Raw genomic sequence first — 12802 nt, 5'->3', positions numbered from 1 at the left:
ATATTATGCGTCGCGCTTTGCTCTTCGCTTTCGCTCTGTTCGCACTTCCCGCAGTCAACGCGGCAGACCTTCAACCTTTTTCCGCCAGCTACACCGCTGACTGGAAACAGCTGCCCATGAGCGGTGGCAGCGCCACCCGCAGCCTCGAGAAGAACGCCAACGGCACCTGGACCCTGAATTTCAAGGCATCGATGATGATCGCCAGCCTGACCGAAGTCAGCACGATCAAAGTCGACAAGGATCAACTGCTGCCGCAGACCTACCACTTCGAACGTGGCGGCCTGGGCAAGAGCAAAACGGTCGATCTGGTATTCGACTGGCCCACCAAATTCATCACCGGTTCGGACCGTGGCGACGCGGTGAAAATCCCGCTGAATGCCGGTGTCCTCGACAAGTCCACCTACCAGCTCGCGCTGCAGCATGACGTAGCGGCGGGCAAAAAGAGCATGTCGTACCAGGTCGTCGACGGTGACGAAATCGACACCTATGACTTCCGCGTGCTCGGCACTGAAAAGGTCGAGACCAAAGTCGGTTCGGTCGACGCCATCAAGGTCGAACGCGTGCGTGACCCGACGCAGAACAAGCGCATCACCGTGATGTGGTTCGCCAAGGACTACGACTACCTGCTGGTTCGCCTTCAACAGGTTGAAACCGACGGCAAGGAATACAACATCATGCTGCAGGACGGCACGGTGAACGGTAAGTCGGTCAAGGGCAGCTAATTCAGCCAGCTGATTCACGCCTACATCGAGCGCAATACGAAAACCCCGCCTTCATGGCGGGGTTTTTTTTGGCGTCGATCAGTGATTCAGGCCTACATGAAACATTCTTCATGGCCTTCAACCGAGTGTGACAAAACGCCGCACACCCTTCAGATACAAGCATTTAGCGCACTGTTACGGATTTGGTAAATAACTGTTGCCGGATGCGCGCGTTTACTTGGTCGGCCGCCGAAAACTATAAAGAAGGCCTGCGACGTCCTGCCGCAGATTTCCAAAAGTCAGGAGTTTGCACTATGACCGTAACTGTTACTGAACGCGACGACGCCCACATCTCCCACGAAAGCATCGCCGATGGCATCCAGATCTGGGATGTACGCCAACAGGACCAGCTGGTAGGGATGTTTCATTACGAATCGGACGCACAGCGTTACGCAGCAGAGCTTGCCGAGCAAGAAGCAAAGCTTGAGGCCAGTCATTCGTAATTTCGGAATCGCAGCAAAACAAAACCCGCCACGTGGCGGGTTTTGTTGTTTTAGCTGAGTGAGCGACGGGCGCTTACCACATCAGGTCATCCGGGATCTTATACGCAGCGTACGGATCGTCGCCATCCGGCTCTTCGGTCGGCGCGCTGAGCATGACGATACGGCGCGGATCGCGCTCCTGCACCTTGAGGGCGGCTTCGCGGGGGATCACCTCGTAGCTGCCGCCGTGGTGCACAATGGCCAGCGAGCCGTTGCTCAGTTTGCTGCGCATCAGGGCGTTGACGGACAGGCGCTTGACCTTCTTGTCATCGACGAAGTTGTAGTAGTCCTCGGTGGTCAGCTTCGGCAGGCGCGTGGCTTCGATCAGTTGCTTGACCTGTGCGGCACGGGCTTTCTGCTCGATTTTTTCCTGCTGCTGACGATTCAATTCCTGGTCACGTTTGGCTTTCTCGGCCATCGCTTCCTGGGCAGCGCGCTGGCTGGTGTCGTCCGCCACCGCCTGGCCCTTGTGCACCAGACGTTGCTCCTTCTGCTTGCTCTTGCTGGCCTGCTTCGCCTGTTTTTCATTGACCAGTCCGGCTTTCAGCAACTGGTCACGAAGGGAAATACCCGCCATCTGTCTTCTCTCTCTAAATAGTCAACTCAACCGCAGTTGGGCGTGATCTTTTCCTGACGCTTGGCTTCGCCCCAGAGCGCATCCATCTCTTCGAGGCTGCAATCTTCGATGGGGCGCCGGGTGTCGCGCAAGGCCTGTTCGATAAATCTGAAGCGCCGCTCGAATTTGGCATTGGCGGCGCGCAGGGCATTTTCCGGATCAACCTTGAGGTGGCGGGCCAGATTGACGGCGGCAAACAGCAGATCGCCGACTTCTTCGGTGATCCCCGCGCTGTCGCTGTCAGCCATGGCTTCGAGGACTTCGTCGAGCTCCTCACGGACGTTATCGACCACCGGCAAGGCGTCCGGCCAATCGAACCCGACCTGGGACGCGCGCTTCTGCAGCTTCGCCGCCCGCGACAGCGCCGGCAATACGCCCGGCACATCGTCCAGCAGGGACAGCTGCTCGGGTGCACTGGCCTTCTCGGCGCGTTCCTCGGCTTTGATCTGTTCCCAGCGGTGCTTGACCTGCTCTTCGCTGAGACGCGGGGTTTCCAGCGGCGCGTACAGATCGCCGGTCGGGAACACGTGGGGATGACGGCGAATCAGTTTGCGGGTGATACCGTCCACCACGCCATCGAACTCGAAGCGCCCTTCTTCCCGCGCCAGTTGGCAGTAGTACACCACTTGAAACAGCAGATCGCCCAGCTCACCGCGCAGGTCATCGAAATCGCCGCGCTCAATGGCGTCGGCCACTTCGTAGGCTTCTTCGAGGGTGTGCGGCACGATGCTCGCGTAATTCTGCTTCACGTCCCACGGGCAACCGAATTGCGGATCGCGCAGACGGGCCATGAGCGTGAGCAGGTCTTGGAGGCTATACATGAGGGATCCCTTTGGTCACAGCTTCAAGCGGCAAGCCACAAGCTTCAAGCCGTGCGCGTACAGCTTGCAGCTTGTGGCTTGCCGCTTGTAGCTTGCAGCTACGCCTCACGGCGTTCTGTTTCGCCGCGTTTCGATGATGTTCGGCAGTTGCGAGATGCGCCCCAGCAGCCGGCCCAGCGCGTCCAGGCCCGGGATCTCGATGGTCAGCGACATCAGCGCGGTGTTGTCTTCCTTGTTCGAGCGGGTGTTGACCGCCAGGACGTTGATGCGCTCGTTGAGCAGGATCTGCGAAACGTCGCGCAGCAGGCCCGACCGGTCGTAGGCACGGATGATGATGTCCACCGGGTAGGTGAGCACCGGCACCGGGCCCCAGCTGACCTGAATGATCCGCTCGGGTTCGCGCCCGCCCAGTTGCAGCACCGAGGCGCAGTCCTGACGGTGAATGCTCACGCCGCGGCCCTGGGTGATGTAACCGACGATCGCATCGCCCGGCAGCGGCTGGCAGCAGCCGGCCATCTGGGTCATCAGGTTGCCGACGCCCTGGATCTGAATGTCCCCGCGCTTGCCCGGTTTGTAGCCCGTGGCCTTGCGTGGAATCAGCTCCAGCTGCTCGTTGCCGCGTTCCGGCTCGACCAGTTGCTGAGCCAGATTGACCAACTGAGCAATGCGCAGGTCGCCGGCACCGAGGGCGGCGAACATGTCGTCGGCGATCTTCATGTTGGCCTTCTCGGCCAGCTTGTCGAAGTCCACCTGAGGCAGCGCCAGACGCGCCAGTTCGCGCTCCAGCAGCACCTTGCCGGCGGCGACGTTCTGGTCGCGCGCCTGCAGCTTGAACCAGTGCACGATCTTCGCCCTCGCCCGGGACGTGGTGATGTAACCCAGGTTCGAGTTCAGCCAGTCGCGGCTCGGCGTGCCGTGCTTGCTGGTGATGATCTCGACCTGCTCGCCGGTCTGCAGGCTGTAGTTGAGCGGGACGATGCGGCCGTTGATCTTGGCGCCACGGCAGTTGTGGCCGATTTCGGTGTGCACGCGGTAGGCGAAGTCCAGCGGCGTCGCGCCCTTGGGCAGGTCGATCGCGTGACCGTCCGGGGTGAACACGTAGACGCGGTCGGGCTCGATGTCGACGCGCAGCTGTTCCGCCAGCCCGCCGATATCACCCAGCTCCTCATGCCACTCGAGGACCTGACGCAGCCAGGAGATTTTCTCTTCGTAGTGATTGGAACCGGATTTGACGTCGGTGCCCTTGTACTTCCAGTGCGCGCAGACCCCCAGCTCGGCTTCTTCGTGCATGGCGTGGGTGCGGATCTGCACTTCCAGCACCTTGCCTTCCGGACCGATCACCGCCGTGTGCAGGGAGCGATAGCCGTTTTCCTTGGGGTTGGCGATGTAGTCGTCGAATTCCTTGGGAATGTGCCGCCACAGGGTGTGGACGATGCCGAGGGCGGTGTAGCAATCGCGCATCTCCGGCACCAGCACGCGAACGGCGCGCACGTCGTAGATCTGGCTGAACTCCAGACCTTTGCGCTGCATTTTTCGCCAGATCGAGTAGATGTGCTTGGCCCGGCCGCTGATGTCGGCCTTGACGCCGGTGGCCAGCAGCTCGTTCTCAAGCTGCGACATGACGTCGGTGATGAAGCGCTCGCGATCAAGGCGGCGTTCGTGCAGCAGTTTGGCGATCTGCTTGTACTGCTCGGGCTCCAGGTAACGGAAGGACAGGTCCTCCAGCTCCCATTTGATGTGACCGATGCCCAGCCGGTGGGCCAGGGGTGCGTAGATGTCGAAGACTTCCCGGGCGACGCGGTTGCGCTTCTCATCGTCGGTGTTCTTCACCGCACGGATGGCGCAGGTGCGTTCGGCCAGCTTGATCAGCGCGACGCGCACGTCGTCGACCATGGCCACCAGCATCTTGCGCAGGTTTTCGACCTGGGCCTGAGTGCCGAGCACCAGCGATTGCCGCGGGCTGAGACTGGCGCTGATGGCCGCCATGCGCAGCACGCCGTCGATGAGCTTGGTGACGGTGGGGCCGAAGCGCTGGTTGACGTCGGGCAGCGAGATCTTGCCTTCGCGCACGCCGCGGTAAATCACGGCGGCGACGAGTGAGTCCTGGTCGAGCTTGAGGTCGGCCAGGATTTCAGCGATTTCCAGGCCCGTCTGAAAACTCGACGTGCCCTCCGCCCAGAGGTTCTTGGCGGCGTTGTCCTGTTGCTCGGCGTGCCGGGCAAATTCACAGGCCTCTTTAAGGGCCTGTCGGTCCACTGCGAGGTCGACGCTGACCACGTGATCCAGCCACGCGTCGAGGTTGATACTGCCGTCTGTGTTGATCGGCTGGTGGGGTCTCACCTGTACCATGTTGCTTACCTTCCCTACGGCGCGATGAAATGCGCCATCAGTCGCCGGCCTTCTTGAGCGCGTGCGCCTTGCGGGCCATGCAAGGTCGTGTACGCGCGGGCCAGTCGGATTAAACGAGACTCCGTGTAAGGCATCGGCATTTCCTGAGCCGCCGCCTCACTTGCTCGCTTCAAATAACGCCATCGCCTCGACATGCGCTGTCTGCGGGAACATATCGAGGATTCCGGCACGTTTTAAACGGTAGCCCTGCTTGATCAATTCAACCGTGTCGCGCGCCAGCGTGGCCGGGTTGCACGACACATAAAGGACGCGTTGAGCGCCCAGCGACTTGAGCTTGCCCACTGTTTCGACCGCCCCGTCACGCGGCGGATCGAGCAGCACTGCGGCGAAACCTTCCGCCACCCAGGCCGCCTTGTCCAGTGGCTGCGACAGATCGGCCTGATAAAACGTCACGTTGCTTAAACCGTTGCCGGCGGCATTGGCCGTCGCCCGCTGAACCATGGCCTCGACGCCCTCCACAGCCACCACGTCGCGCGTTATTTGCGCCAGCGGTAGGGCGAAGTTACCAAGCCCGCAGAACAAGTCCAGCACTCGTTCGTCCTTGTCCGGCGCGAGCCAGGCCAGCGCCTGTTCGATCATCGCGGTGTTGACCTGAGCATTGACCTGCACGAAGTCGCCAGGGCGATAGGCCAGGGACAGATTCCACGGTTCCAGGCGGTAGCCCAGTTGCGCGGAAGGGTCGACCGGTTGCGGTTCGCCTTCGCCGTGCAACCACAGTTGCGCGTCATGGGTGTCGCAAAATGCCTTGAGGATTGTGAGATCGCTCTCAGGCAACGGCGCAGTGTGCCGCAGCAGCACGGCATTGGCCGAACCGCTGAACAGCTCGACATGTCCCAGCGCCTGAGGTTTGCTCAGACGGCGGAGCATGGGCGCCAACGCTGTCATGATCGGTTGCAAGGCCTGTACCAGCACCGGGCATTGTTCGATGGCGATGATGTCCTGACTCGCGGCGGCGCGGAATCCGACGTCCAGGCGTTTGGCGCGGACGTCCCAGCGCACGGCGACGCGGGCGCGGCGGCGGTAGGCGTATTCATCGCCGGTCAGGGGCGCGGCCCATTCCTGCGGCTCGACCCCGGCGATGCGGCTCAATTGCTCGGCAAGCATGCTCTGTTTCAGGGCGAGCTGTTCGGCGTGGGGCATGTGCTGGGTGCTGCAGCCGCCGCAACGGCCAAAATGCGGGCACGCGGCTGGCCGGCGCACAGGACTGGCCTGGAACACGCGCTCGGTGCGGGCTTCGACCACTTTGCCGTGGGCATTGAGCACGCGGGCCTCGACCTCTTCGCCGGCCAGACTGCCCATGACAAACCAGGTGCGGCCGTCGACGAAAGCGATGCCGCGACCGTCGTTGGCCAGCCGCTCGATGGTCAGGTGTTGTTTTTTACCGGTGGGGACCTGCGGGGCCCGGGTGCCGCCGCTGGGCTGGAAACGCAGGCCTGCATCACGCTTGGCCATCAGTTGGGCGCATCGTAGACGCCGGTCGACAGGTAACGGTCGCCGCGGTCACAAATGATCGCGACCATCACCGCGTTTTCGACTTCCTGCGACAGCCGCAGCATCCCGGCGACGGAGCCGCCCGACGACACGCCGCAGAAAATACCTTCTTCCCGTGCCAGACGACGCATGACATCCTCGGCTTCGGCTTGGCCCATGTCCAGAATCCGGTCAACGCGGTCGGCCTGATAAATACTCGGCAGGTATTGCTGAGGCCAGCGGCGAATGCCCGGAATCGACGCGCCATCCATAGGCTGGAGGCCGACGATCTGGATGTCCGGGTTCTGTTCCTTGAGGAAGCGCGAAGTGCCCATGATGGTGCCGGTGGTGCCCATGGAGCTGATGAAATGGGTGACGGTGCCGCCGGTCTGCCGCCAGATTTCCGGGCCGGTGCCGACGTAGTGCGCCTGGGGATTGTCGCCGTTGGCGAACTGGTCGAGCACTTTGCCGTGGCCTTCGGCCTGCATGCGCTCGGCCATGTCACGGGCGCCTTCCATGCCCTCTTCCTTGCTGACCAGAATCAGCTCGGCGCCATAAGCGGTCATGGCGGCCTTGCGCTCGGCGCTGGAATTGTCGGGCATGATGAGAATCATGCGGTAGCCCTTGATCGCCGCGGCCATGGCCAGGGCGATGCCGGTGTTGCCGGAGGTGGCTTCGATCAGGGTGTCGCCGGGGTGGATCTGCCCGCGCAGTTCGGCGCGGGTAATCATCGACAGCGCCGGGCGGTCCTTCACGGAACCGGCCGGGTTATTGCCTTCGAGCTTGAGCAGCAACGTGTTGCTGGTGTTCCCGGCCATGCGTTGCAGACGCACCAGCGGGGTGTTGCCGACGCAATCGGCGATGGTTTGATACTGCAGGGTCATGGCGTGTTCGCGATCCAGACGTGCGGGGGTCGCCTATCATACCGGCAATCGCCGCCAGCCCATATCACGCAAAGTGAGGGGGTTATCGCTGAATGGAATAAGGCGGATTGTTCCGCGCCGGCAACCGCATGATCATCCTCAAGCCCTGCCCGGTATTCTCGGCCCACAAGTCCCCGCCCTGCAGGCGCAGCGAGTTGCGCGCGATGCTCAGACCCAGGCCGAAACCACCGTCGCCCGGGCGTGCACCGTCGAGGCGGATGAACGGCGCGAAGATCCGCTCGAGATCGCCCTCGTCGATCCCGCCGCCTTGATCTTCGAGCCACAAAAGCCAGTCATCGCCCTCACGCCGACCGTCCAGGCGCACGATGCCCTCGGGCGGTGAGTGGCGGATGGCATTGCGCAGAATGTTTTCCAGCGCCTGGGCCAGGGTGTTGAGATGGCCACTGACCCAGCAATCGCTGTCCAGATCGCAGCGCAACTGACGGGACGGCCAGCAGGTTTCGAAACAGGCGTCATCCACCAGCATCTCCCACAGCGCCGCCACCTGAATGTCCTCACCGGGGAGTTTTTCGCGCTCCGTGTCGAGCCAGGCGAGTTGCAGGGTGTCGTCCACCAGCCGGCGCATGCCATCCACCTCCCGGCTCAGGCGCTCGCGCAGTTCGGGCAGGCTTTGCTCGCTGTCGCAGGCCACCCGCAGGCGACTCAGGGGCGTGCGCAGTTCGTGGGAAAGATCGCGCAATAACTGCTGCTGAACCTGCACCGTCGAGTGCAGGCGCGCGGCCATGTGGTCGAAGGCGCGGTTCAGCTCACCCAGTTCATCACGGCGCTCGGTCATTTGCGGCGACAGTCGGCTGGTCAGCCGATCGGCGCGCCATGCGTTGGCCTGTTCGCGCAATTGATTGAGCGGACGAATCAGCAGGCGATACAGCCCGACGCACAACAGCAGGGTGAACAGCGCGGGAATCAGCCCGTTGGTGAGGATCTGCCCGATCAGCGCATAACGGCCCGGCTTGAAGCGCTCCGGCAGTTCGATCACCAGACTGCCCGCGTCCGGGTTACCGGGAAACGGGATCTTCAGCCAGGGCACGGTTTTCTGCCGCGTGCTCATCGGCCAGTCGATGCCGCGCATGAAGGTCAGGCGTTGAAACTGCTCGCGGGTCAGCCGCGCGCTGCCGAGTGATTGCAAATCGCTGCCGATGACCCCGACCCAGCCGGGTTCCTGCTGACGGACCTGCTTCAGCCATTCGTCGACGCCGCGCGGGCCACCCCGGCTCCACTCCCGTTCGGCCTGCGCCGCATAGTCGTTCAGCACCTGATGGGCCTCGGCGTTGAGATAGGCGTTGCGGGTCTCGATGTAGCGGCCCCAATACCAGCTGAGCCAGATCATCAGCAGGCAGAAGCCGACCAGCAGGACCGCCAGTTTCCAGAACAGCGAATGCCGGCCGGGCAGCCGTTTGCGTGACTCAGGCATTCAACACCTCAAGCATCCGCCACCGCCGCCGTGAGGACGTAGCCTTTGCCCCAGACCGTGCGCAGCTGCCGCGCCTGATAGCCGACGGCGTTGAGCTTGCGACGAATCTGGCTGATGTGCATGTCCAGGCTGCGGTCATGCCGCGAGTAGCCGCGCTGCAAGACGTGCTGATAGAGGAAGGCTTTGCTGAGGACGTCTTCGGGATTGCGCCACAGGGTTTCCAGCAGACGGTATTCGCTGCCGGTCAATTGCGCCGGGGCGTCGGCGAAGAAGACGTCACAGCGCGCTTCGTCGAAGGTCAAACTGTCTTCATCGACTTTTTCGACGCTGGGCTCGGGCTCGATCGCCGTCAGGGCGTGGAAGCGACGTTCCAGGTCGACCCGGCGCAGGATCGCCTCGATGCGCACCCGCAGTTCATCGACGCTGAAGGGTTTGGGCAGGTAATCGTCGGCGCCGTTCTGGAAGCCGGTGATGCGGTCGGCCTCGGCGCCGAGGGCAGACATGAGGATGATCGGCATGCTGTGGCGGCGACGCAGATGGGTGAGGATGTCGAGGCCGTTCATGCCCGGCAGCAGGATGTCCATCACCACCACGTCGAACGGTTCGCGTTGCGCGCAGGCCAGCCCTTCGACGCCGTTCTGGCACCAGGTCACCTGAAACCCGCAGCGATCAAGCTGATCATGAACGAACGCACCGAGCACGACATCGTCCTCGATGGCGAGTATGTGGGGGCGGTGAATGCTGGCGGGAGTCATTGGCGTCTGCGATTGATTCTCAAGCAGCGGATTATTCAAGATTGCGCGCCATGGGGCAATGCCGGCCTGCCGGCGATGCGTTCTCCAATGGGAGCAACGTGCTTCGGTAGGACCGGGTTTAGCCGGGAAGAGGCCGGTTTGGGCACCAGCAAATTTTGCGGTGTGACCTCCAATACCTTTCCGGCTAAAGCCAGTCCTACGAGGGGAGTGTCCAGTTCCATCAGGTCGGCACGCGTCGGCGCACTGTGTGCACGAGGCGCAAATGACTACACTGCGCAGTGATCGAGCGCCACACGCTGCATTGGCGCGGCGGTTGCCTGAATTCATGCCGGGTTGTTGGAGAAGAAGTGTGCTGAGAAAAGTGGGCATCAAAGGCCGCGTCATGCTGCTGACTCTGCTGCCGGCGTGCCTGATGGCGGCGCTGCTGGGCGGGTATTTCACCTGGATGCAGCTCACCGAGTTGCAGACCCAGTTGCTCAAGCGTGGCGAGATGATTGCCAACGAGCTGGCGCCGCTGTCTGCCGCCGCGCTGGCCAGCGGTGACCAGGCCATGCTCGAACGCATCGCCGGCCAGGTGCTGGAGCAGGCCGACGTGCGCGCGGTGTCGTTCCTCAATGCCGAGCGGGGAATGCTGGCCCACGCCGGTCCCAGCATGATCAATCAGGCCCCCATCGGTAACAGCACGCACATGCTGCAGCGCTCGGAAAACGACGCGACCCGCTACCTGATGCCGGTGTTCGGGCGCAGTCGCCACCTGACCGGCGATGTGGTTCCCGCCGAAGCCGACCGCCTGCTCGGCTGGGTCGAGCTGGAGCTGTCCCACAACGGCACCCTGCTGCGCGGTTATCGCAGCCTGTTCGCCAGCCTCATCCTGATTGTCATCGGTCTCGGTCTGACCGCCATTCTGTCGCTGCGCATGAGCCGCACCATCAACGGCCCGATCACCCAGATCAAACACGTCGTCGCCCAGCTCAAGGACGGTAATCTGGAAGCGCGATTGCCGCCCATGGGCAGTTACGAGCTGGACGAACTGGGGTCGGGCATCAACCGCATGGCGGCGACGTTGCAGAACGCCCAGGAAGAATTGCAGCACAGCATCGAGCAGGCCACCGAAGACGTGCGCCAGAACCTGGAAACCATCGAGATCCAGAACATCGAGCTGGACCTGGCGCGCAAGGAAGCCCTGGAGGCCAGCCGGATCAAATCCGAGTTTCTGGCGAATATGAGCCATGAAATCCGCACGCCACTCAACGGCATCCTCGGCTTCACCCACCTGTTGCAGAAAAGCGAACTGACCCCGCGTCAGTACGATTACCTGGGCACCATCGAAAAATCCGCCGACAACCTGTTGAGCATCATCAACGAGATCCTGGATTTCTCGAAGATCGAGGCCGGCAAGCTGGTCCTCGACGCGATCCCGTTCAACCTGCGCGACCTGTTGCAGGACACCCTGACCATCCTCGCCCCCGCCGCCCACGCCAAACAGCTGGAGCTGGTGAGCCTGGTCTATCGCGACACGCCACTGTCGCTGGTGGGCGATCCGCTGCGCTTGCGGCAGATTCTGACCAACCTGGTCAGCAACGCGATCAAGTTCACCCGCGAGGGCACCATCGTTGCGCGGGCGATGCTGGAGGAGGAACACGACACCACCGTGCAGTTGCGCATCAGCGTGCAGGACACCGGCATCGGCCTGTCCAGCCAGGACGTGCGCGCGTTGTTCCAGGCGTTCAGCCAGGCGGACAATTCCCTGTCGCGGCATTCCGGCGGCACCGGTCTGGGGCTTGTGATTTCCAAGCGGCTGGTCGAGCAGATGGGCGGCGAGATCGGCGTCGAGAGCACGCCGGGGGAAGGTTCGGAGTTCTGGATCAGCCTGACGCTGCCGAAAACCCGCGACGACCTCGAAGACCTGCCCGCCCCGCCGCTGCTGGGCCGTCGAGTGGCGGTGCTGGAGCATCACGACCTGTCGCGTCAGGCGCTTGAGCACCAACTGGAAGACTGCGGTCTGCAGCCGATGGTCTTCAACAATCTGGAAAACCTCATCAACGGCGTGACGGTGGTGCACCAGACGCCCCACGCCATCGACATGGCCGTGCTCGGCGTTACCGCCCATGAACTGCCGCCCGAGCGCCTGCGCCAGCAGATCTGGGACCTGGAAAACCTCAACTGCAAAGTGCTGGTGCTGTGCCCGACCACCGAACAGGCGCTGTATCAGTTTTCCGTGCCCGACGCCTACAACCAGTTGCAGGCGAAACCTGCGTGTACGCGCAAACTGCGCCGCGCGCTGTCGGAGCTGATCCAGCCCAAGCAGTTGCGCAACGAGGTGCCGGAGCCGCTGTCGAGCCGGCCGCCGCGCATTCTGTGCGTCGACGACAACCCGGCGAATCTATTGCTGGTGCAGACCTTGCTCGAAGACATGGGTGCCAAGGTCAAGGCCGTCGACAGTGGTTATGCGGCGGTGCAAGCGGTGCAGGATGAACCCTTCGATCTGGTGCTGATGGACGTGCAGATGCCGGGCATGGATGGGCGTCAGGCCACCGAAGAAATTCGCAGCTGGGAGAGCGAGCGTCAGGCCACGTCGCTGCCTATTGTCGCCCTGACCGCCCACGCCATGGCCAACGAGAAGCGCGCGCTGTTGCAGAGCGGCATGGACGATTACCTGACCAAGCCGATCAGCGAGCGCCAACTGGCGCAGGTGGTGCTGAAGTGGACCGGGCTGGCGCTGCGCAATCAAGCGCCGGAGCGGCCGATCGAAATCGCTCAGGGCGGCATCAATCTGCAGGTCCTTGATCACGAAGAAGGGCTGCGGCTGGCGGCGGGCAAAGCCGATCTGGCGGCGGACATGCTGGCGATGCTGCTGGCCTCCCTCGCCACTGACCGCGAGGCCATCCTCACTGCACGCGAGGCCAGGGACAACGTCGCGCTGATCGAACGCGTCCACCGCCTCCACGGCGCCACCCGTTACTGCGGCGTCCCGCAATTGCGCGCGGCGTGCCAGCGCAGCGAGACCCTGCTGAAACAGGAATCGGCGGACAGCGACAAGGCCCTGGATGAACTGGAGAAGGCCATCAGCCGACTGGAAACCGAGGCGCGCGTGACGGCTTGATCCAGGTCACTGATTTTTGCTCTGTGATGG

General features: G+C 62.8%; 10 protein-coding genes. 3 read left to right on the top strand and 7 right to left on the bottom strand.

Annotation, left to right across the window (positions count from 1 at the left end; all coding sequences use genetic code 11):
- The first annotated feature begins 5 nt into the window (after positions 1-5).
- Positions 6-722 carry a DUF3108 domain-containing protein gene (locus tag M1E04_RS06965; protein WP_065992876.1) on the top strand — a complete coding sequence of 239 codons (717 nt, stop codon included), beginning with the start codon at positions 6-8 and terminating at the stop codon, positions 720-722.
- A 293-nt stretch (positions 723-1015) separates the two neighbouring features.
- A complete protein-coding gene (locus M1E04_RS06960) occupies positions 1016-1204 on the top strand; it encodes a hypothetical protein (RefSeq protein ID WP_065992874.1) in 189 nt (62 codons plus the stop codon).
- A 73-nt stretch (positions 1205-1277) separates the two neighbouring features.
- Here the strand turns inward: M1E04_RS06960 and M1E04_RS06955 are convergent, their stop codons facing one another.
- The 7 genes from M1E04_RS06955 to M1E04_RS06925 form a co-directional block, all read right to left on the bottom strand.
- On the bottom strand, positions 1278-1820 hold the full coding sequence (locus M1E04_RS06955) for a DUF2058 domain-containing protein (protein WP_065992872.1): 543 nt from the start codon (positions 1818-1820) through the stop codon (positions 1278-1280).
- A gap of 26 nt (positions 1821-1846) precedes the next feature.
- Complete coding sequence (gene mazG, locus M1E04_RS06950; protein WP_456292634.1) at positions 1847-2680, bottom strand: nucleoside triphosphate pyrophosphohydrolase; 834 nt, start codon at positions 2678-2680, stop codon at positions 1847-1849.
- Between the two features lie 105 nt (positions 2681-2785).
- A complete protein-coding gene (relA, locus tag M1E04_RS06945) occupies positions 2786-5029 on the bottom strand; it encodes a GTP diphosphokinase (protein ID WP_065992867.1) in 2244 nt (747 codons plus the stop codon).
- A 156-nt stretch (positions 5030-5185) separates the two neighbouring features.
- Positions 5186-6541 carry a 23S rRNA (uracil(1939)-C(5))-methyltransferase RlmD gene (gene rlmD / locus M1E04_RS06940; RefSeq protein ID WP_456292633.1) on the bottom strand — a complete coding sequence of 452 codons (1356 nt, stop codon included), beginning with the start codon at positions 6539-6541 and terminating at the stop codon, positions 5186-5188.
- Positions 6541-7443, bottom strand: a complete 903-nt coding sequence (gene cysM / locus M1E04_RS06935) for a cysteine synthase CysM (RefSeq protein WP_192133866.1) — start codon at positions 7441-7443, stop codon at positions 6541-6543. The genes rlmD and cysM overlap by 1 nt, the downstream gene beginning before the upstream one ends.
- 82 nt (positions 7444-7525) lie before the next feature.
- Positions 7526-8914, bottom strand: a complete 1389-nt coding sequence (locus M1E04_RS06930; RefSeq protein ID WP_456292632.1) for a histidine kinase sensor domain-containing protein — start codon at positions 8912-8914, stop codon at positions 7526-7528.
- A gap of 8 nt (positions 8915-8922) precedes the next feature.
- Entirely contained in the window at positions 8923-9669 is a 747-nt protein-coding gene (locus M1E04_RS06925; protein ID WP_456293155.1) for a response regulator transcription factor, read from the bottom strand.
- 349 nt (positions 9670-10018) lie between these two features.
- On the opposite strand from M1E04_RS06925, the gene M1E04_RS06920 reads away from it, so the two are divergent.
- Complete coding sequence (locus M1E04_RS06920) at positions 10019-12772, top strand: response regulator (RefSeq protein ID WP_065992855.1); 2754 nt, start codon at positions 10019-10021, stop codon at positions 12770-12772.
- Positions 12773-12802: the final 30 nt, after the last annotated feature.

It is taken from the genome of Pseudomonas sp. AK106, assembly GCF_053903055.1.
The sequence above is the reverse complement of the archived record's forward strand: the minus strand, read 5'-3'. Positions and strand labels throughout refer to the sequence as shown.

Bases quoted from the DNA above. Each gene is read 5' to 3' on its own strand.
- M1E04_RS06965 (WP_065992876.1), top strand. From the start codon at position 6: ATGCGTCGCGCTTTGCTCTTCGCTTTCGCTCTGTTCGCACTTCCCGCA.
- M1E04_RS06960 (WP_065992874.1), top strand. From the start codon at position 1,016: ATGACCGTAACTGTTACTGAACGCGACGACGCCCACATCTCCCACGAA.
- M1E04_RS06955 (WP_065992872.1), bottom strand. From the start codon at position 1,820: ATGGCGGGTATTTCCCTTCGTGACCAGTTGCTGAAAGCCGGACTGGTC.
- mazG (WP_456292634.1), bottom strand. From the start codon at position 2,680: ATGTATAGCCTCCAAGACCTGCTCACGCTCATGGCCCGTCTGCGCGAT.
- relA (WP_065992867.1), bottom strand. From the start codon at position 5,029: ATGGTACAGGTGAGACCCCACCAGCCGATCAACACAGACGGCAGTATC.
- rlmD (WP_456292633.1), bottom strand. From the start codon at position 6,541: ATGGCCAAGCGTGATGCAGGCCTGCGTTTCCAGCCCAGCGGCGGCACC.
- cysM (WP_192133866.1), bottom strand. From the start codon at position 7,443: ATGACCCTGCAGTATCAAACCATCGCCGATTGCGTCGGCAACACCCCG.
- M1E04_RS06930 (WP_456292632.1), bottom strand. From the start codon at position 8,914: ATGCCTGAGTCACGCAAACGGCTGCCCGGCCGGCATTCGCTGTTCTGG.
- M1E04_RS06925 (WP_456293155.1), bottom strand. From the start codon at position 9,669: ATGACTCCCGCCAGCATTCACCGCCCCCACATACTCGCCATCGAGGAC.